We start from the raw sequence: 21578 nt of genomic DNA on the forward strand, positions 1-21578 counted from the left end.
CTCATGGCACGATTTTTCATAGACAGACCCATTTTCGCCTGGGTGATCGCCCTGGTGATCATGCTGGCGGGGAGCCTGGCCATCATAGGCCTGCCGATCGCCCAGTATCCCAGCATAGCGCCACCCGCCGTCGGCATCTCCGCCAGCTATCCGGGCGCCTCCGCCAAGACGGTGGAAGACTCGGTGACCCAGATCATCGAGCAGAACATGACGGGGCTGGATCACCTGCTCTACATGTCTTCCCAGTCTGATTCGTCCGGCAATGTGTCGGTGACCCTCACCTTCCAGGCCGGTACCGATCCCGATATCGCCCAGGTACAGGTGCAGAACAAGCTGCAGCAGGCGATGTCGTTGCTGCCGCAGGAAGTACAACAGCAGGGGATCCGGGTTCAGAAGACCTCCAGCAGCTTCCTGATGGTGGCGGCCTTCATCTCCAGCGATGGCTCCATGAACAACGATGACCTGGCCGACTACGTGGTGGCCAACATCAAGGAGCCGCTGAGCCGTCTGGACGGGGTCGGGGACATCACCTTGTTCGGCAGCCAGTACTCCATGCGGGTCTGGCTCGATCCGAACAAGCTCAACCGGGTACAGATGACCCCGATTGATGTGCAGACCGCCATCAAGGCGCAGAATGCCCAGGTGGCGTTCGGCAAGCTGGGCGGTACGCCTTCCGTGACCGATCAGCAGTTCACCGCCACCATCATGGGGCAGACCCGTCTCTCCAGCGTGGCCGAGTTCAACAATATCTTGCTGCGGGTGAATCAGGACGGCTCCAAGGTACGGCTGCAGGATGTGGCCCGGGTTGAGCTGGCGGGCGAAAATTACGACGCCGATGCGCTCTACAACGGCCAGTCCACCGCGGCTGTCGCCATCAAGCTGGCGACCGGTGCCAACGCGCTCGATACCGCCGAGAAGATCCGCGGCAAGCTGGATGAGCTCTCCGCCTACTTCCCGGCCAACATGGAAATCGTCTATCCGTACGACACCACGCCGTTCGTGAAGATCTCCATCGAGGAGGTGGCGCAGACCCTGATCGAGGCGATCTTCCTGGTGTTCTGCGTCATGTATCTGTTCCTGCAGAACTTCCGCGCCACCCTGATCCCGACCATAGCCGTGCCCGTGGTACTGCTGGGGACCTTCGGCGTCATGTCGGCGTTCGGTTTTTCCATCAACACCCTGACCATGTTCGGTCTGGTGCTGGCCATAGGCCTGCTGGTGGATGACGCCATCGTGGTGGTGGAGAACGTGGAACGGCTGATGAGCGAGGAGGATCTCTCCCCGCTGGAAGCGACTCGCAAGTCCATGACCCAGATCACGGGTGCCCTGGTGGGTATCGCCCTGGTGCTGTCCGCCGTGTTCGTGCCCATGGCCTTCTTCGGCGGCTCGACGGGTGCCATCTATCGCCAGTTCTCCCTGACCATAGTCTCGGCCATGGTGCTGTCGGTGCTGGTGGCGCTGATCCTGACCCCGGCGCTCTGTGCCACCCTGCTCAAGCCGATCAAGCACGGCGAGTTCGGTGCCCAGCGCGGCTTCTTCGGCTGGTTCAACCGGGCCTTCGATGCCGGTGCCAACCGTTACCAGAACGGCGTGCGCAAGGTGGTCAAGCAGGGGGTGCGTTACGGTATCATTTATGCCGCCATGCTTGCGGTGCTGGCCATCCTGTTCATGCGCATGCCCACCTCCTTCCTGCCGGAAGAGGATCAGGGGGTCATCATGTCCATGGTGCAACTGCCGGTCGGTGCTACCAAGCAGCGTACCGAGGTGGTGCTGGCGGACATGCGCGACTACTTCCTGAAGAATGAGAAGGATAACGTCGAGGCCGTGCTGACGGTGGCGGGCTTCAGCTTCGCCGGTAGCGGTCAGAACAGCGGCATGGCGTTTATCAAGCTGAAAGACTGGAAAGAGCGCGACACGCCGGAGCGCAGTGCCAATGCCATCATAGGCCGCGCCATGGGCTACCTGTTCAGCATCAAGGAAGCCCAGGTGTTTGCCTTCAACCTGCCTCCCATTCCTGAGCTCGGGACGGCCACCGGCTTTGACTTCTACCTGCAGGATCGCGGCGGGCTGGGGCACGAGAAGCTGATGGCGGCGCGCAACCAGCTGCTCGGCATGGCGGCGCAGGATCCCAACCTGGTGCGGGTGCGCCCGAACGGGATGGAAGATACACCGCAGCTCGACGTCAAGATTGACTACGAGAAGGCGCTGGCGCAGGGGCTCTCCATCAGCGACATCAACAACACGCTGGCGGCGGCCTGGGGCTCTTCCTATGTGAACGACTTCGTCGATCGCGGTCGGGTCAAGAAGGTCTACCTGCAGGCGGATGCACCGTTCCGGATGAACCCGGAAGATCTCAAGCTGTGGTATGTGCGCAACAGCGCGGGCCAGATGGTGCCCTTCTCCGCCTTTGCCAGCACGGAGTGGAGCTTTGGCTCGCCCCGTCTGGAACGCTACAACGGTGTCTCCGCCATGGAGATAGTGGGTGAAGCGGCGCCTGGCAAGAGTACCGGTGACGCCATGGCGGCCATAGAACAGATGGTGAAACAGCTGCCGGAAGGCATCGGTATCGAGTGGACAGGTCTCTCCCTGCAGGAGCGCCAGGCGGGCTCCCAGGCGCCGGCCTTGTACGCTATCTCCCTGCTGGTGGTCTTCCTCTGTCTGGCGGCCCTGTACGAGAGCTGGAGCATTCCCTTCTCGGTGATGCTGGTAGTGCCGCTCGGGGTGTTGGGCGCCATTCTGGCGGCGACCATGCGGGGGCTCGAGAACGACGTCTACTTCCAGGTGGGCTTGCTCACCACCATAGGGCTGTCGGCCAAGAACGCGATCCTGATCGTCGAATTTGCCAAGGAGCTGTATGACAAGGGGATGGGCGTCAGCGAAGCCGTGGTGGAGGCAGCCCGGTTGCGGTTGCGTCCGATCCTGATGACCTCGCTCGCCTTCATCCTCGGCGTGCTGCCGCTGGCCATCAGCTCGGGCGCGGGTGCCAGCAGCCGCAACGCCATAGGTACAGGGGTGATGGGGGGCATGATCAGCGCGACCGTGCTGGCCATCTTCTTCGTGCCGCTGTTCTTCGTGCTGGTGACGCGCTACTTCACCAAACACAGTTCACGGGAAGAGCGGGCCGCCCTTGCCAAGGAGACTCATCATGACTAAGACGATCGTCGCCTTGAGCGTGACACTATTGCTGGGGGCCTGTTCCATGGCCCCCGACTATCAAAGACCCGAGTTGCCGCAAGGCGCCTCCTGGCAGAGCAACAAGGCGGAAGGGGAGGCGGTTGCCTCCCCCTGGCAGCAGCAGTTCCTCGATCCGGCCCTGCAGAAACTGATCGCCACTGCGCTGGAGAACAACCGGGATCTGCGTATCGCAGCTCTCAACGTCGAGGCCTATGAGGCCAGATATCGCATCCAGCGGGCGGCCCAGCTGCCGACCCTGGCGGCGAATGGCTCAGGCACCCGCCAGCAGGGGTCCGATGATCTCAGCAGCACGGGGCAGGGGACTATCAGCAGCCAGTACGATGCCAACATCGGCATCACAGCCTATGAGCTGGACCTGTTCGGCCGGATCCAGAGCCTGAAGGATCAGGCGCTGGAGACCTATCTTGGTCAGATCGAGACCCAGCGCAGCACCCAGATTGCGCTGGTCGCCTCGGTGGCCAACGCCTATCTCACCTTGCTGGCGGATCAGGAGTTGCTGGCGCTGAGTGAGGCAACCCTGTCGACCGAGCAGGAGAGCTATGGCCTGACCGAGCACAAGTATCGCCTGGGCGCGGCCTCCGAGATGGAACTGGCGCAAGGGCGTACCGCGTTGGAGAGCGCCCGGGTCAGCCTGGCCCAGTACCAGCGCCAGGTGAAGCAGGATCGCAACGGTCTGGCCCTGCTGCTTGGCAGCCAGGTACCGGCACTGGACGGTCAGCCGGCGACCCTGGCCGAGGTGCAACTGGCGGCTATCCCGGTCGGCGCACCTTCCAGCCTGCTGCAGCAGCGCCCGGATATTCTGGCCGCCGAGCACAGTCTGAAGGCGGCCAATGCCAATATTGGTGCGGCGCGCGCGGCCTTCTTCCCCTCCATCTCGCTCACCGCGACGGCGGGCACCGCCAGCAATCAGCTGAGCGGCCTGTTTGATGGCGGGACCGGGACCTGGTCGTTTATCCCCCAGATCAACCTGCCCATCTTCGATGGCGGCAAACGCATTGCCGATCTCGACGTGGCCGAGGTGAGCACCAGGCAGGCGGTGGCCAGCTATGAGAAGAGCATCCAGACCGCCTTCAAGGAGGTTGCGGATACGCTCGGCACCCAGGCTGATTACCAGCAGCAGTTGCAGGCGCAGCAGGCACTGGTCGAGGCCAACCAGACCTACTTCAAGCTGGCGGAGTTCCGCTATGAGCAAGGAGTGGACAGCTACCTGACCCGGCTCGATGCCCAGCGTTCGTTGTTCAGTGCCAAGCAGGGGCTGATCAGCACCCGTCTGGCCCAGCTGACCAACCAGGTGGCGCTTTACAAGGCCGTGGGTGGCGGCTGGCAAGCCCCCGACGCAAGCGCGACGGCGAGTGTTCAGCAGCAGCAGTAGCCATCACGTCCCAGCTTGCGTTATCGTATAGCCACAGGGCGAACCATCCGGTTCGCCCTGTTTGTTTTCATACACATATGAAACCTTGATGACATAATACGTCGTGCGGGTGTTGCCGCTGCCAAGTGCCGAGTGGGCAGGAACGCCGGCAAGCAAGGTAAATGGACCTGTAGTCGTTACTGTAAAAACGATGGCACACTTGCCATAAACCCCGAGGTGCGGATCGACATCATGACCTGAATTAGTGCTAACGTTCCGTTTGCCATTAGTTTTACTTCAGTATTGATGGGACCAAGGCTAAGGTGGGTAACTTATGAATCCGATCTACAGGCTGAAGCAGGACATTTCCTGCCAGGTTTCACCCTGGTGGATTAATGAACAGATGGTAGATCCGACACTTTTAGGAGTGTTGTTTTGACTGTTCAAGCTGCCGGGAAAGGCGCTAGAATCCAGACTTTGCCCTAGTGGTACTGTGATATTGCACGGCTGCTTCTGGCAAGACCGCCAGACTGAATTTGTAAAACAAATCGAGATCTTGTCATCAGGGACGGTGGCAGACTTATCCCACGCTGGAGGGCATCATGGCCAACAGCAGACACAATCTGGTTAAAAGCAGCAAACTGGGGGCTGTAACTCAGGGGCGGTAGCCAATGTGATTTTCCTGATTAACGTGAGATATCTGCCTGTCGGACAGACTCAGTTTTGCCTCCATCCTTTTTTCGCTAGCTGAAAAAATAATTTTTTTCTATTAATTTTCAAGAGCATACCTATGAAAATCCTTGTCACTGGTGGCGCTGGCTTTATCGGCTCGGCGGTTGTTCGTCATATCATTGGGCATACCCAGGATTCAGTCATCAACCTCGATAAACTCACTTATGCAGGCAACCTGGAATCGCTGGCTGATGTGGCAGCGAGTGCTCGCTATGCCTTTGAACAGGTGGATATCTGCAACCGTGGCGAACTGGATCGGGTGTTTGCCCTGCATCAACCGGATGCCGTGATGCACCTGGCGGCCGAAAGCCATGTCGATCGCTCCATCACAGGGCCCGCTGATTTCATCGAGACCAATATCGTCGGCACCTATGTGTTGCTGGAAGCCGCCCGTGCCTATTGGAACGATCTGGACGAGACGCGCAAAGCGGCTTTCCGCTTCCATCATATATCCACTGATGAGGTGTATGGCGATCTGCCCCACCCGGATGAGGTGATCGCCGGTGAGGCACTGCCGCTCTTTACCGAAACCACTCCCTATGCCCCCAGTAGCCCCTATTCTGCCTCCAAGGCATCCAGCGACCACCTGGTGCGCGCCTGGCGCCGTACTTACGGTCTGCCGACCATAGTCACCAACTGCTCCAACAACTATGGCCCTTATCACTTCCCCGAGAAGCTGATCCCGCTGGTGATCCTGAATGCGCTGGATGGCAAGCCGCTGCCTGTCTATGGCAAGGGCGACCAGATCCGCGACTGGCTCTATGTGGAAGACCATGCTCGCGCGCTCTACAAGGTGGTGACCACCGGTGTGGTGGGAGAGACCTATAACATTGGCGGTCACAACGAGAAACAAAACCTGGACGTGGTGCATACCGTGTGTGGTCTGCTCGATGATATGGTGCCGAAAGCCGGGTCTTATCGCGATCAAATCACCTATGTGGCGGATCGTCCCGGTCACGATCGCCGCTATGCCATCGATGCCAGCAAGATGAGTGCAGAGCTGAATTGGCAGCCAGAAGAAACTTTTGAGTCTGGTATTCGCAAAACCGTGCAGTGGTATCTGGATAACCAGGAGTGGGTGAACAATGTCAAGAGTGGTGCCTACCAATCCTGGATTGAACAGAACTACGGGGAACGTGCCTGATGCATATCCTGCTGTTTGGTAAAAATGGCCAGGTAGGTTGGGAGCTGCAGCGTGCACTGGCTCCGCTAGGGCATATTACCGCCGTCGATTTTGATTCTGCGGATTATTGTGGCGATTTCAGCAATCCGGCGGGCGTGGCTGAAACGGTACGGCTGGTCAAGCCGGATGTGATTGTCAATGCGGCTGCCCATACGGCAGTCGACAAGGCGGAGAGCGAGCGGGAGTTTGCCGAACTGCTCAACGCTACCAGTGTGGCCGCCATCGCCAAAGAAGCCGAGGCCTTGGGTGCCTGGCTGGTGCACTACTCTACCGACTACGTATTCGATGGCAGTGGCGAGCGTCCCTGGGTCGAGAGTGATCAGACTGCACCGCTCAACGTCTATGGTGAGACCAAGCTGGCAGGGGAACAGGCGGCAGCGCTTTGTCCTCGCCATCTTATCTTCCGGACCAGCTGGGTCTACGCCGCCCGCGGTGCCAACTTCGCCAAGACCATGCTGCGTTTTGGCAAGGAGCGCAGCGAGATGTCGGTCATCAATGACCAGTTTGGTGCGCCGACCGGCGCCGAGTTGCTGGCTGATTGTACGGCCCATGCCATTCGGATAGCGCAGCACAAGCCGGAGGTCGCGGGTCTCTACCATCTGATCGCCTCTGGCACTACCACCTGGTTTGACTATGCCCAGCTGGTGTTTGCCAAAGCCAGAGAGGCAGGGGTTGAACTGGCGGTCACGCAACTCAATGCGGTGCCGACCAGTGCCTTTCCGACCCCAGCCAGACGGCCCCATAACTCGCGCCTCGATACCAGCAAGTTTCAGCGCACCTTCGATCTGGTGCTGCCGGACTGGACAGTGGGCGTAGAGCGAATGCTGACCGAGATCCTCGGCAAATAAGAAGATACAAAGGGTGTGGGAATGCAGCTTCACGCCAACAGGGATAAAACACAGAATGAGTGATGTTTTGGCGCACTCATTTTGATGAATTACATAATTCAAATATAAGAAATCAAGCACTATGACTAAACGTAAAGGTATTATTCTGGCCGGTGGGTCAGGCACTCGTCTCTATCCCGTCACCATGGCGGTCAGCAAGCAGCTGCTGCCCATCTATGACAAGCCGATGATCTATTACCCGCTCAGCACCCTGATGCTGGCAGGGATCCGCGATATCTTGATCATCAGTACACCGCAAGATACCCCCCGTTTTGAACAACTGCTGGGTGATGGCAGTCAATGGGGCTTGAATCTGCAATACAAGGTGCAACCAAGCCCGGATGGATTGGCCCAAGCCTTTATCCTGGGTGAAGAGTTTATCGGTAACGACGACTGTGCGTTGGTGCTGGGTGACAACATCTTCTACGGTCACGATTTGCAGAAACAGCTGGAAGGCGCGGCGGCCAAATCCAGTGGCGCCACCGTGTTTGCCTATCACGTACATGATCCTGAGCGCTATGGGGTGGTGGAATTCGATAGCAAGGGGACCGCTATTTCACTGGAAGAGAAGCCGCTGGAGCCCAAGAGCAACTATGCGGTGACTGGCCTCTATTTCTATGACAACAGCGTGGTGAAGATAGCCAAGAGTCTGAAACCATCTCCACGTGGTGAACTGGAAATCACAGACGTTAACCGCATCTATCTTGAACAAGGTAATCTGTCGGTAGCCATGATGGGTCGTGGTTATGCCTGGCTCGACACCGGTACTCATGAGAGCCTGATTGAGGCGAGCAACTTTATTCAGACCATTGAAACCAGGCAGGGATTAAAGGTTTCTTGCCCGGAAGAAATTGCCTATCGAAAAGGGTTTATTGACGCGGAAAAGATCAGGAATTTGGCTGCGCCGCTTGCCAAAAATGCATACGGTCAGTACTTGCTCAAGATGATCAAAGGGAAATAATGTCCATGAAGGGTATTCAAACTGAAATTCCTGAGGTTTTGCTCTTTGAACCTAAGGTGTTTGGCGATGAGCGTGGCTTTTTCTTTGAAAGTTTCAACCATCTACAGTTTGAGAAGGCTGTAGGGTATCCAGTCACATTTGTACAAGATAATCACTCCAAATCGAGTCAAGGCGTTTTGCGTGGGTTGCATTATCAGGCTGCTCCCCATGCTCAAGGTAAACTGGTACGTTGTATTTCCGGTGAAGTATTTGATGTCGCGGTAGATATCCGTCTTGGTTCCTCAAGTTTTGGGCAGTGGGTTGGTGTGCACCTATCAGCCGAAAATAAAAGACAGTTATGGATACCGGCAGGGTTTGCTCATGGCTTTGTAACCTTAAGCGAAACAGCAGAGTTTTTGTATAAAACAACAGATTATTATCATCCTGAAAGCGAGGGTGCTATTAGTTGGAATGACACTGATTTAAATATTTCATGGCCAGTATCAAATATAAAGTTATCGAAAAAAGATCAGGTAGCACTGCCACTATCAAGCTATGTTGAGGCAATGAATCTATGCAAGTGAAATTAATCCCGCTGCAAACACATGGCGATGAACGTGGTTCATTAGTAGCACTGGAAGAGGGAAAAAATATTCCCTTTGAGATCAAACGTGTTTATTACATGTTCAAGACAAACCAAGGGGTGAGACGTGGCTTTCACGCCCATCGGACGTTGAAACAGGTTGCAATTGCAGTCCGTGGGTCTTGTCGCTTTTTGCTTGATGATGGTCGTGAGCGAGTTGAGATCTTACTGGATAATCCGGCTCAGGGACTTCTTATTGAGTCATTTATGTGGCGCGAAATGTATGATTTTTCTGATGACTGTGTACTGATGGTCCTGGCAGACCAGCTATATGATGAAAATGATTACGTACGAGATTATCAGGTGTTTATAGAGGCATCAAAGAAATGATTCACCCAACATCTATTATTTCTGATAAGGCCGTGCTTGGTAACAATGTTACAATCGGCGCATACACAATTATTTATGATAATGTTTTGATCGAAGATGACACTATCATTGAGGCATTTTGTGAGATCGGGGTTAGTAATAGTCTATCTGGTGGTGAGCGACTACATATAGGCAAAAAATCGCATATTCGTTCTCATAGTATATTCTATGAAGGGTCTGTTTTTGGACCAGCATTAGTGACTGGTCATCGAGTGACTGTTCGCGAGAAAACCATTGCTGGAAAAAACCTGCAAATAGGTACTCTTTCTGATATTCAAGGTCATTGTCATATCGGTGACTATGTTAGAACACACAGTAATGTACATATAGGTCAACATAGTAAAATTGGTAATTTTGTATGGATATTTCCATATGTTGTGCTCACTAATGATCCCCATCCGCCAAGCAATGTAATGCAAGGCGTGACAGTGAGTGACTATGCAGTTATTGCAACAATGTCAGTTATCTTGCCAGGTGCTTATATCGCAGAAGGTTGTTTGATCGGTGCTCATTCATCTCTTTCTGGGATAACTGAAGTTGATACTATTTACGCAGGAACTCCGGCAAAAGCAGTTGGTGCTACATCTAAATTAAAGTTAAAGGATGGCTCCAGAAAACCGGCTTATCCATGGAGAGCTCATTTTACTCGTGGTTATCCTGAGGATGTGGTTCAACAGTGGGTGAAGGAGTTTTCACAAGATGTATAAATTAGAAGAAATTAAAATAGGTATGAGTGAGTCATACTCTCAAACGATTACCGATGCCGATGTAAAAGATTTTTCAGGGATATCTGGGGATAAAAACCCAGTACATATGGATGACGAATACGCAAAAGAATCTAGATTTGGCAAGCGAATTGCGCATGGAATGTTAAGTTCTAGCTTTTTTTCTGCACTATTTGGTACTAAATTGCCCGGTCAGGGGTGTGTGTACGTTGCGCAAAGCTTGAAATTTAGAAAGCCTGTATATATTGGCGATACTGTTACCGCCACAGTAGAAGTCACGTCCATTGATATAGATAAGCGCAGAGTTTTTTTTGATACCTATTGCAAAGTAGGAAAATCAAAAGTAATTACTGGTATTGCAGAAATTTATATTCCAGAGTGAGAAAAATGATTAACTTCCTCGATCTTAAAAATGTGAACTCTCGTTATCAGCAAGAATTGAAAGAGGCATGTGCTCGTGTCATCGATTCTGGTTGGTATATTATGGGTAATGAACTCTCTCAGTTTGAAACCGAGTTTTCAGACTACTGTGGCGTAAAACATGTTCTGGGCGTCGCAAATGGCTTGGATGCACTTATTCTCGTTCTGGATGCTTGGAAAGAGCAGGGTAAGTTGAAGGCCGGTGATGAAGTTATTGTTCAGGCAAATACCTATATTGCATCTGTTCTCGCCATCACTCAGAATGACTTGATTCCAGTATTAGTTGAACCTAATCCAAACACTTACAATTTATGTCCAGAAATAGTCCGTGCGGCTATTACGAAAAAAACTAAAGCCATTTTGCCAGTCCATCTTTATGGCCAGCTTTCTCCAATGCGTGAGATTATGAATATTGCGAAAGAGCATAATCTGCTGGTGCTAGAAGATTGCGCCCAAGCCCATGGAGCCATGATTGATGGGCGTAAGGCCGGTAACTGGGGTGATGCAGCCGCATTCAGCTTCTACCCGGGTAAAAACTTGGGCGCCTTGGGGGATGCTGGTGCCATTGCTACCAATGATGACTCTTTAGCTGAGGTTGTATGTGCATTGCGTAACTATGGTTCACATAAAAAATATGAAAATCTATATCAAGGGGTAAATAGCCGTTTGGATGAAATTCAGGCAGCCATGCTAAGGGTAAAGCTTGGTTATCTGGATAGCGATACCAAACGTCGCCAAGAAATCGCTGCACGTTACTGTACTGAAATTACTCATCCAGCAGTTCAATTACCTATTTTTGATAATCCAGAAAGTCATGTATGGCATCTTTTTGTCGTCCAAAGTGCTACTCGTGAGGCACTACAATCACATTTACAGTCCTGTGATATCCAAACCCTTATTCATTATCCCATACCACCTCACAAGCAAAAAGCATATAACACATTTAACCATATGACGTTACCGGTGACAGAGCTGTTACATAGGCAAGTTTTATCTCTGCCGATGGATCCCACAATGTCTGAAGAGGCTGTGACTCGAGTCATTGCTGCGGTGAATGGATTTACTGAATGAGACGTTTGTTAACAGTAACAGCATTTACAGCATTGTTAACCCTGCTGAGAATGGTTGCTGGGTTTATTATTGCCAAGGTGGTGGCCGTGTATACCGGCCCCACCGGTATGGCTATGCTGGGACAAGTTCAAAGCATGGTGGGCATGTTAAATGGTCTGGTTACTGCTCCCGCAGGAAATGGCGTTGTGCGGTTTACCGCAGAACATCAAGCTAATGGTTATGAGGCATGTGCACCTTGGTGGAAGGCTGCCATTCAGTGGATTGGTATATTATTATGTGTAGTCATTCCATTAGGTTTTTTACTGGCTAAGCCCCTGTCTATATGGCTTTTCGGTAATCCTGATTATATTTGGTTAGTCGTTATATCTTGTTGTGTACTTCCCTTTTCCGCAGCGAATACATTAATAGCTTCAGTTATTAATGGTCAGCAGCAGTATCGGCGTTACGTCATGGCGGGCATGATTTCAGTATGTGTGGCGACTGTAGTCATGATCGGATTGATACTGCAGTCCAATCTACATGGCGCATTAATCGCTGCTGCTATAAATAGCAGCATTTCAGGCCTGGTTATGCTAATTATATCCATGCGGCAACCTTGGTTTAAAGCACGTTACTGGTGGGGTAAAACTGAGCATGTACACCGCAAGGCGATAGGCGGTTATGTGCTGATGGCCGTGACTTCTGCTCTGACAGCCCCTGTAGCGTTGATTTTAATTAGAAACATTCTGGTGGCTAATGTTGGTTGGGAGGTTGCTGGTTATTGGCAGGCTGTGTGGAAAATATCGGAAGCATATTTAGCTGTAATTACTATGGCTCTTGGTACTTACTATTTACCTAGATTGTCGTCACTAAATAACGTGGCAGCCATCAAGGCTGAAATTATTGGTACAGCTAGAATTATTATGCCACTGGTTGCTATTAGTGCCGGGGGAGTTTATCTCTTTAGAGATATAGCAATATCTCTTTTATTTACATCAAGTTTTTCACCTGCACGTGAACTTTTTTCTATTCAACTCGTTGGTGATGTAATAAAGATTGCAAGCTGGCTTGTTGCATATCCTATGTTATCTCGTGGTGCAGTGAAATGGTTTGTTAGTACAGAAATAATATTTTCGCTGTCATTTGTGCTTCTATCTTGGTTATTTATTGTTAGCGTTGGAGTTAACGGCGTCAACATCGCATATGCCTTAAATTATGCATTATATTTTTTATTTTTTGTCATAAATTTTAATAAAATAGCTAAATAAGGCAGTTGAATGAATTCTTCATGCAGTAAAATAATTTTAGAGTTGAAAAATAAGATTACTTCTACTGATGATCTTGAATATGCAATTTCCTTGGCAGAAGTGTTGGCCAAGTTGCTGTGGTCAAATAATGTTGGGGTTTATAGTTTTCCCGATATAGAAACATACCTTCGATTTAAGGTAATAGATTCCATCGGTTCATCAGGATGTGTTCACAATAAAAATAATGATATATTGTTTGTTATTAGTGAACCATATCTTGCTGGCGGACATACCAGGTTGATGGAGCGCCTCTCCGAAATGTTGGATGAAGAAGTGGATTTATTGATCACTCGGCGTTCAGGTGATCGAGAAAAAAATAGAATGTCATCTTTCTTTTCCAGCGTAATTACAATACCCAGCTCATTATCAGCCTTGAACAAGATAGATCATATCTCAGATATATATGCAAAGTATAATAAGTTGATCTTAAATATTCATCCAGATGATATAATATCTGTATTGTCATGTGGATTAGCCAAGAAGAAAAATCCGGATCTTAAGTGTTTCTTTATAAATCATGCAGACCATGTTTTCAATGTAGGTGTAACTGTTGCTGATATATGGTTTGAAATCAGCAATTTTGGGCGGAAAATAGATAAGCTTAGAGGAATTACCTGCCCTACTTCATTCTTAGGTATCCCGTTAGATAAAAATACAAAATTTGATAGTGAGAATATAAGATATCCACAGTCAAAAAATGAGATAAAGAAAATAGTTTCTGCGGCTTCAGGTGCAAAATTCAAACCGATAAAAGGTGTTTCTATATTCCCTACAATATCAGCGTTATTGGTGGAGTATCCACATACTATTATCTATATAATCGGTGTTAATTTCTACACTGATTATTGGTGGTGGCCAGTGAAAATTAAAAACCTAAAACGTTTGAAAATAATAAAATCCTTACCATATTCTGAATATTTATCTTTGACGAAGGATTGTGACTTATATATTGATAGTCACCCGATGCCTGGTGGGACTGCATTTGTTGAGCAGTGTTTAAATGGCGTTTATTGCACTGGCATTGAAAGCCCGCTTCAAGGTTATACTCCCTTGGAGGAAAATAAGCGTAAAGTCGGACACTCTGGGGTTAGCATTAATAATCTAGAGATGATAATGGAGAGAATAGAAGCTGTTCATTCCTTTTACAATGTAAGGGAGCGTTTTCTGAATGTGATCTGCCATATGGCATGTTCTAGCAATCTTCTCGAGTCATATGAAGGGTGGAGTGGGAATGAGCACTTCTTAGAGAAACAGGATTTAGATATATTCCCCAGTGAAATGTTATCTCTGGCTGTAAAGGATGCTAAGCTAATTACCATTATGATTAAAACACATCCGTTGGTTTTTATAAAGAGCGTGCTCGTTTTTCTTGTTAGAAAAATTATGAAAAAATAACATCTCACGTTAATTGTTAGCGTAGACTGAATAGAGCAATCATAATGGAATTCATGGTTTTTTTCATAGCATTAGTATTTGCATCTTTAAGCCATTATAAAACATGGCCTATTTTTGGATATTCAGCCCATCCGATCGGATTTGTCATAGCATTTCAAATTTTAATACTGACTCTCCCCGGCGTACTTATCATAAGCTATGGTTCGGATTGCCTTGGGTCTATAACGTGTAGCCTTGTATCCGAGAGTGTAAAAAGCAAGGTGCTTATAGACTATTTTATAGTTATTATTGCACTATTTATTTCAATATCTATTTCCTTTCTGATCGGTGGTTGTCGCTATGAGTTTACACCGGTTTCAAATGACCGTGGACTGTATTTAGTTTCTAGTATTATCTTGGTATTCCTAATTCTAATTGCAAAGATTGTTTTTACAAAAAATATACCGCTTTTCACTGCTATCAGTGGTAATGTCGTTGATGCAGAAATCCAGAAGGCTAGCATATTGCGTGGTGAAGATGGGATATCACTTCCAATCATAAACTTCTTTATTAAGTATTTTCCGTTGTATGCTTACTATAGCTGTTTGATTGCATTCTTGAACAAAACTTGTACTAAAAAACTAGTATTTATTTCTTTTTTCATTACCTCATTATGTATATTGTATGATCTGCAGAAAGGTCCTCTTGTTATGATGGTAATAGGCTCGTTCTGGTTATACTGGGCTCGCTATGGAAAAATAAAGAGTATTATTGTTGGCGGTCTGTTCACTCTTCTTATAATTAGTTTTCTATTTTATATTTCTTTTGATTTCGGTGGTGACTCATCATACTTTTTTGATGCGATATTGAATCGTCTTTTTGTCGCTCAAGCTGATGGTATGTTCTGGGTATATAATTTTTCAAAGCCAAGTGATACTTATTTATATTGGGGGTTACCGTTTGCAAGCCTACTAGATATCAAACAAGTAGATCCATTGAGTGACATCATAAGGCATGTATTTCCTGATGCAAATGCCTCATGGGTTAATGCAACATCGTTCTTGATTGGTGAAGCCAAAGCGATATTTGGTGATTATTCTATGGGAGTTGTTATTTTAACGGTGGCAGCTAATACAATATTGCTCTGTATTATTAGCACTTGGTTAATGAGGGTGAACAAAGCGATTTTTTATCCAGCGATTTTTGTAATGACTCAAACATTACCTCTGGCTAACAATATTACAGATTTGCTATACGGAAGATTCTTATTAGGATTCATTTTATTCATGCTATTTCCATTGTTTGCTCTTCAGTTTGAAAAATGCATAAAATTTATTTTGTGTCCTTATATGGGAAAGATTAAGCAGGATAACATATGACTCATTCAAGGAAGCAAATTCTGTCTATTGTCGTCACATATGAGCCAGATTGGCATCTAGTGTTTGATAATGTCATTAAGATATCAGAAAACATGGATATATTTATTTCTGATAATAGTGCAGAAAAACTCTCATTAGATGAGATAAAAATTGCCAATATTTTTTACTGGCACAATGGTGGTAATATAGGAATAGCTGCCGCCCAGAATATAGGTATCAAATTCGCTGAAAGTAATGAATATGAATATGTCATATTTATAGATGACGATAGTACTATTTCCTTTTTTAAAATAAAGGAATTGCTAGCCAGTTATAAATATTTAGATAGTCTTGGGCACAAGATATCTGCATTATGTGCAATGCCTGATCAAACTGGTGGATTAGATTCAAAGAAAAATATTCCTGGTCAAGAAAGATTTTTCTTTGCAGAAAATCTTATGAGCTCGTGCTCAGTTACAGCTGTAAAAACATTCACTGATGTGGGTGTCTTTGATGCCGATCTATTTATCGACTATGTTGATTATGAATGGGGCTGGCGTGCTCGTGGAATGGGTTATTCCATCGTCATTGACTCTTCAGTTGAATTTTCTCATCATCTGGGGGAGGGGGTATTAGATTTCAAGCTATTCAAGCTGGGGATACCATCGCCGATAAGACACTACTTTCAGACTAGAAACTTATTAAGAATGCTAACGTTGAGTTATGTACCACTTCGATGGAAAATATCCCAATGCTGTTTGTTCCCGCTTAGATTCTTGATCTTTTCATTTTTTTATCAAGAGAGCAAGAAGCGAAGACAATTCTTTATAAAGGGTATTCGAGATTTTTTCAAGTAGGTGTATGATAAAATATCAGCAAAGATAATGCTAAACATTAATTATTTTACTATTCGGGTCTATCATGTCTTTTAGCGTTTTGATGTCTCTATACTTTAAAGAAAACCCATGTTTTTTGGATCAATGTTTAGATAGCTTATTCAATCAAACAGTCCAGGCAAATGAAATTATACTTGTTTATGATGGCCCCATAACTAATGAGTTAAATCTTGTTGTTGCCAAATGGAGTAATAAATTACCAATTATTACTTTGCCATTAGAGAAAAATATTGGTCTTGGTCAAGCTCTAAATAAAGGCCTTGATATATGCAGTAATGATATCGTATTTAGAATGGATACAGATGATATCTGCACTCCTAATAGGTTTGAAATTCAAATTTCACATTTTAAAGAAAGCCCAGATATAAAATTATTGGGGGCCTATGTTGCCGAGTTTGATGAACGCATTGAACAATGCCATGCAATAAAGACTGTACCTTGTCTTTATGATGAGATCAGGAGTTATGCAAAGTACCGTAATCCAATGAATCATATGTCAGTTGCTTTTAGAAGATCGGCTGTTATGGCGGCAGGTGGCTACCAAGACGATTACTTATATGAAGATTATGCCCTATGGGTCAGAATGATAACTAAAGGTTTTATTGTGTTGAACATCCCCGAGGTTCTTGTTTATGCCAGGACAGGAAATGGGATGGAGGTACGTAGAGGTGGGGTGAAGTATGCACTTTCAGAAATATCTGTTCAGAAACGTTTTTATGACATAGGCTTCATATCATGTTTTGAGTTTATAAGAAATTTAGTGATTAGGCTTCCAATCAGATTACTACCTGGCGAGTTTAGAAAAAAAATATATCGTGTTTTTTTAAGAAAATAGTTAAATTTTAGAGATCTGGGGACTAATGTGACTATTATAAGCTATCAAAGACGCCATTCCCGTTGGTATGAAAGGTTTTTTTTCAGCTCTCCTGCCCTCTTTTTGATGGGAGCTTTTTTCTCTGTATTTATTCCCGGTCTTGAGCGTTGGGGATGGGGATTTTGGGTGCATCTTGATTCTGTACGAATAAATACACTTGCTGGTGCATTTCTTGCCTTCATCTTGACAGGGATTATTTTGCACCGAATACTTCGTTATCCTGGTGCCAGCCCTGTCTCATATATGATTCCAACAGTTACGGGTGTATATGGCGTTCTCGTTGGCATGTTGTTTTTTATTCGCTTGGAATATAGTCGGCAAGTTTTATTTGAATCATATATATTAGCGCTCTTGTGTTGCTGGGCTGTCTATTTTATTGGCCGTAGATATAGAATACCAAAGTATGCATTGCTGCCATTTGGTGATTATCATTCATTGCTAAAAAACAGTGCAGCCGAATGGCGGATCCTAGAGCATCCGGACTTGGGGGCGATCCGGTATGATGCGGTAGTGGCTGATCTCCATGATAATAGTTTGGCTGGTGATTGGGAGCGTTTTCTGGCACGTTGTGCACTGGCGCACATTCCAGTTTACCATATCAAGCAAATTAGTGAGAGTTTGACTGGTAGAGTGAAGATAGATCATATGCATGAGAATCAGCTGGGTTCTCTGTTGCCTTCGCCCATGTATACCCCAATAAAACGTTGTTTTGATATTATTATTGCACTTATAGCAATCCCGGCTCTCTCTCCAGTAATGCTGATCACGGCAATTCTAATAAAATTGGAAAGCCCTGGATCGATCTTGTTTTTGCAGAATCGTGTTGGAATGGGTAATAAAGACTTTTGCATTTATAAATTTAGAAGCATGTGTCGTGATTCTGAGAAAAATGGTGCCCAGTTTGCACAGAGTGATGACATGCGCGTTACACGTGTAGGAAAAGTAATTAGAAAATTAAGGATTGATGAACTACCACAGTTTTTCAATGTATTAAAAGGTGATATGAGTCTAATAGGTCCCAGACCAGAACAGAGGACGTTCGTTGATCAATTCGATCGGGAGATCCCATTTTATATGTATCGGCATATAGTGCGGCCAGGCATCAGTGGATGGGCTCAGGTAGTACATGGGTATGCTGCTGATGCGGATGATACAAGAATTAAAATTGAACATGACTTTTATTATATCAAGCACTTTTCATTATGGTTGGATGTACTTATTGTGTTTAAAACCATACGAACTATTTTGACTGGTTTTGGTGCTCGATAATTATCAGCTAATGACACATTCATGTGTATAAATATAATTTCACATGAGATGGATTCTTTAAAGTATATTATATGAGAGAATGACTTATGACTTCAGTCTCACATCCAGAGCGAGAGACTTTGAATGCTTCTGTCTCGCTGGACTTGAATGCGATAATCTTGGTTTTATGGAAAAACAAAATAACTATATTTCTAATCACATTGGTGTCATGTGTATTAGGGGTTATATATGCATATACAGCTGCACAAGTATGGACTAGTCAAGCCTTGATTGATCAGCCAGCCTCAAAAGAGATTAATCACCTACGACTTGTAGTCAATAAGCTTGTAAATAATAATATTGAACCTAAAAGCCTTTCCTCTTTTGAAAAAGAAGTCATCTTTAAAGATTTTATCAAGAGTTTTAATAGCGCTGATAACAAAGTAAACTTCTTAATTAGTGAGGGTATTGTTGATACGTCTCAAAATCTACAACAAAATGATTCAGCTCAAAATCAGAAAGTACAGTTGAAAAAACTGACGAAAAATATTGATGCCAGAGCTTTGGATAAGCTAAGTGATGAAGTCACACTCTCGTTCTCTGGTGCGACCTCAGGCGAAGCCAAGCTCTGGCTTGAAAAATATATTGCATTCATTCAAGCCAAACAAGTGGAGGCCAAGAATAATGAGCTGTATAGCATCTGGCAAAATAGAATAAAGACACTGGATGCTCAATATAAGAGTGTGGTTGCTGATACTTTACAGAGACAAAAAGATGAAATTATCAGAACCGGATATAGCCTGAAGATCAGTAAGGCTGCTGGATTAGATAAGCCGGTTGAGAACTTGAATAACCGTGACGTATTTTATATTGAGCTAGGCTCTAAGGCGTTAGCGGAAAAACTGGAAGTGCTACGTTCAATGAAGGATCCAGAAGTCATGAATCCAGAGTTAAGCTCATTACGGTTGCAGATTAATAGCTTGAAATCCCTTGATATTAAAAATGTATTGTTTCAATCATTTTCATATCTTTCATCTCCAGATGAACCTATTTCAAAAGATAAGCCACGCAGGCCTCTCATCATCATCCTATCTACTCTGCTAGGTGGTATTTTTGGGGCCGGGTTGGTATTGATCAGACATTCATTCAAGTATCGCCAGCAAGGGATTTAAAATAAAGGAGGCATAGCCCTCCTTTATTTTTATCTTGGGTTTTGGATGGTACTTACTGCAACCTTACATATCAGGAGCATACGACATGACAAAAGTCTCATTCAGCTTCTGGGGCGTTTGCTTTTTCTATCTGTTATTGGCCATGCATTTTTTCATGCACAACCCCGGCGGGGCCGGGCTCTATTTGCCGTTCAATGCCTGGGGCTGGATTTTCGCCAGCCTCGTCATAGGCCTGGGGTTGTGGCAGGTGACGCTGCAACAGCGACTGGTGTTCTCGCCATTGCAGGCCTGGCTATGGCTCGGTGGATGCTTGCTGTTGCTGCCCATGGCCTATCCAGGTTTCGAATTCAAAGACTATGCCATTCCCCGGCTGCTGGGGTTGTTTGCCGGTCTGCTGTTTCTGTTTTGTCTGTACCAATGGCAACTGGCTCGTCAGGCCCGTGACAAGCTGCTCTATGTGCTGTTGGGGGCTGTGGCCATAGAGGCGCTGCTTGGCCTGGTGCAGTACTACCTGCTGACCCCCGGCAACTGGCTCGGTTATGACACTCGGGTCAATCGCCCCTACGGCATCTTTCAGCAACCCAATGTGATGGCAACCTTCATGGCGACCGGGCTTGCGTTGGCCAGCTGGCTGGAGCTGCGCGGTAATGCCAACCCCTGGCTCAGGGGGCTGCGCTATGGGGTGATCCTGGCGGCCAGCCTGTTGTTGGTGGTGTTGCAATCCCGGGTGGGGCAATTGGGTGGCCTGCTGGCCCTGCTGCTGCTTGCGCCACAACTTTATCGCCAGCAGCAACTGCGCAGGGTTCTGGGGCTGGTTGGGTTGGGCATCGCCTTGGGGTTGATATCTCAATACGGGATCAGCGGCGTCAAACGCGGGCTCGAGGCCTATCAGTCCGGTGGCATGCGTTCCATCTACTGGCCCTACGCCGCCAAGCTGATTGCCCAGTCTCCCTGGGCTGGCTGGGGCTATGGCAGCTTTGAAACTACCTTTCTGCACCACTACATGGCCGACAAGGCGCTGAACCCGGCCATGGCGCAGATTGAATACAACCTCGATCACCCCCACAACGAGTTTCTCTACTGGGCGGTGGAAGGGGGGTTGGCCCCCATGATCGGCATGGCGCTGATGGGCGGCGTTTTGTTGTGGCGAGTGGCCAAGGCCGGTTGGGTCAAGGGGCCGGCGCTGCTGGCGCTGGTGACCCCCATACTGCTGCACACCCAGACCGAGTATCCGCTCTATCATGCCATCGCCCTCTGGTGGGCCCTGCTGCTGCTGATCCATGTGCTGGATGCGGAGGTGGAGGAGGGGCTGCAGGCCTCGGGCCGTGCCAGCTGGCGCGAATATGTCTATCGCCCCTGGCTGTTGCTGCGCTTCGTGGCCATCACCATTCCTCTGCTGGTCGTGCCCTTCATGCTCACCGCCATTCATACCGCCTGGGTGGTGACCAAGTATGAGCGTGGCGGCTACAAGGAGCCGACCCTGTTGCTCGACATCGTCAATCCCATGGCCTGGTTGACCCGGGTGGAGTTTGACGTGAACTCGGTGCGACTCATGGTGGGCTTGCAGGCCGACAACAAGGCGGAGCTAGAAGCCTATCTCGACTGGGGTCAGGCCTTTGTGCGCCACACCCCCAGATCCAATATCTACGCGAACATGGTGCTCGCGCTCGGCGCACTGGGACGGCAGGAGGAGGCAAGGGCGCTGAGAGCGCAGGCCCTGATGCTCTATCCGGGTGATCCCTTGCTGACCGGCTCGGCCGCCAGCTCTGTGGCCACGGCGCTGGAGCGCAAGCCCTCCTCCTGATGTTGGCTGTCGTGGGGCGGCCTGGTTGTGCGATGTTTCATCAACCGCCT

Annotated in this window: 18 protein-coding genes; all 18 read left to right on the forward strand. The window is 47.9% G+C overall.

Features of this window, described 5'->3' with window-relative positions; genetic code table 11:
- The first annotated feature begins 3 nt into the window (after positions 1–3).
- The 18 genes from ACM3N8_RS10125 to ACM3N8_RS10210 all read left to right on the forward strand — a co-directional run bounded on the left by ACM3N8_RS10125 (position 4) and on the right by ACM3N8_RS10210 (position 21528).
- Positions 4–3153, forward strand: a complete 3150-nt coding sequence (locus ACM3N8_RS10125; protein WP_103471159.1) for an efflux RND transporter permease subunit — start codon at positions 4–6, stop codon at positions 3151–3153.
- Positions 3146–4567 (forward strand): efflux transporter outer membrane subunit, encoded by a 1422-nt coding sequence (locus ACM3N8_RS10130; RefSeq protein WP_290017569.1) that lies wholly within the window; start codon positions 3146–3148, stop codon positions 4565–4567. Before ACM3N8_RS10125 ends, ACM3N8_RS10130 begins: the two co-directional genes overlap by 8 nt.
- Positions 4568–5336: 769 nt before the next feature.
- A complete protein-coding gene (gene rfbB, locus ACM3N8_RS10135) occupies positions 5337–6422 on the forward strand; it encodes a dTDP-glucose 4,6-dehydratase (RefSeq protein ID WP_290017568.1) in 1086 nt (361 codons plus the stop codon).
- Positions 6422–7309: a dTDP-4-dehydrorhamnose reductase gene (gene rfbD / locus ACM3N8_RS10140; protein WP_290017567.1), complete on the forward strand. Its 888-nt coding sequence runs from the start codon at positions 6422–6424 to the stop codon at positions 7307–7309. Before rfbB ends, rfbD begins: the two co-directional genes overlap by 1 nt.
- 121 nt (positions 7310–7430) lie before the next feature.
- Positions 7431–8309 carry a glucose-1-phosphate thymidylyltransferase RfbA gene (gene rfbA / locus ACM3N8_RS10145; RefSeq protein WP_290017566.1) on the forward strand — a complete coding sequence of 293 codons (879 nt, stop codon included), beginning with the start codon at positions 7431–7433 and terminating at the stop codon, positions 8307–8309.
- A gap of 5 nt (positions 8310–8314) precedes the next feature.
- Positions 8315–8872, forward strand: coding sequence for a dTDP-4-dehydrorhamnose 3,5-epimerase (gene rfbC / locus ACM3N8_RS10150; protein WP_098985072.1), 558 nt, complete (start codon positions 8315–8317; stop codon positions 8870–8872).
- Positions 8863–9261 carry a sugar 3,4-ketoisomerase gene (locus tag ACM3N8_RS10155; protein ID WP_098983421.1) on the forward strand — a complete coding sequence of 133 codons (399 nt, stop codon included), beginning with the start codon at positions 8863–8865 and terminating at the stop codon, positions 9259–9261. The genes rfbC and ACM3N8_RS10155 overlap by 10 nt, the downstream gene beginning before the upstream one ends.
- Positions 9258–10007, forward strand: a complete 750-nt coding sequence (locus tag ACM3N8_RS10160; RefSeq protein ID WP_290017558.1) for an N-acetyltransferase — start codon at positions 9258–9260, stop codon at positions 10005–10007. The genes ACM3N8_RS10155 and ACM3N8_RS10160 overlap by 4 nt, the downstream gene beginning before the upstream one ends.
- Positions 10000–10407 carry a MaoC family dehydratase gene (locus tag ACM3N8_RS10165; RefSeq protein ID WP_290017557.1) on the forward strand — a complete coding sequence of 136 codons (408 nt, stop codon included), beginning with the start codon at positions 10000–10002 and terminating at the stop codon, positions 10405–10407. Before ACM3N8_RS10160 ends, ACM3N8_RS10165 begins: the two co-directional genes overlap by 8 nt.
- A gap of 5 nt (positions 10408–10412) precedes the next feature.
- Positions 10413–11516, forward strand: coding sequence for a DegT/DnrJ/EryC1/StrS family aminotransferase (locus ACM3N8_RS10170; RefSeq protein WP_290017556.1), 1104 nt, complete (start codon positions 10413–10415; stop codon positions 11514–11516).
- Entirely contained in the window at positions 11513–12763 is a 1251-nt protein-coding gene (locus ACM3N8_RS10175; protein WP_290017554.1) for an O-antigen translocase, read from the forward strand. Before ACM3N8_RS10170 ends, ACM3N8_RS10175 begins: the two co-directional genes overlap by 4 nt.
- A 9-nt stretch (positions 12764–12772) precedes the next feature.
- A complete protein-coding gene (locus tag ACM3N8_RS10180; protein ID WP_290017553.1) occupies positions 12773–14197 on the forward strand; it encodes a hypothetical protein in 1425 nt (474 codons plus the stop codon).
- 44 nt (positions 14198–14241) lie between these two features.
- Positions 14242–15555 (forward strand): hypothetical protein, encoded by a 1314-nt coding sequence (locus ACM3N8_RS10185; RefSeq protein ID WP_416016062.1) that lies wholly within the window; start codon positions 14242–14244, stop codon positions 15553–15555.
- Complete coding sequence (locus ACM3N8_RS10190) at positions 15552–16391, forward strand: glycosyltransferase (RefSeq protein ID WP_290017549.1); 840 nt, start codon at positions 15552–15554, stop codon at positions 16389–16391. Before ACM3N8_RS10185 ends, ACM3N8_RS10190 begins: the two co-directional genes overlap by 4 nt.
- A 64-nt stretch (positions 16392–16455) precedes the next feature.
- On the forward strand, positions 16456–17265 hold the full coding sequence (locus tag ACM3N8_RS10195) for a glycosyltransferase (protein WP_290017547.1): 810 nt from the start codon (positions 16456–16458) through the stop codon (positions 17263–17265).
- Positions 17266–17292: 27 nt separating this feature from the next.
- Positions 17293–18573, forward strand: coding sequence for a sugar transferase (locus ACM3N8_RS10200; protein WP_290017545.1), 1281 nt, complete (start codon positions 17293–17295; stop codon positions 18571–18573).
- An 86-nt stretch (positions 18574–18659) separates the two neighbouring features.
- On the forward strand, positions 18660–19724 hold the full coding sequence (locus tag ACM3N8_RS10205; protein ID WP_290017543.1) for an LPS O-antigen chain length determinant protein WzzB: 1065 nt from the start codon (positions 18660–18662) through the stop codon (positions 19722–19724).
- An 85-nt stretch (positions 19725–19809) separates the two neighbouring features.
- Positions 19810–21528 carry a PglL family O-oligosaccharyltransferase gene (locus tag ACM3N8_RS10210; protein WP_290017541.1) on the forward strand — a complete coding sequence of 573 codons (1719 nt, stop codon included), beginning with the start codon at positions 19810–19812 and terminating at the stop codon, positions 21526–21528.
- The last annotated feature ends 50 nt before the right edge of the window (positions 21529–21578 follow it).

The sequence above is a fragment of the Aeromonas sp. A04 genome (assembly GCF_047780465.1).
Taxonomy (GTDB): domain Bacteria; phylum Pseudomonadota; class Gammaproteobacteria; order Enterobacterales; family Aeromonadaceae; genus Aeromonas; species Aeromonas bestiarum.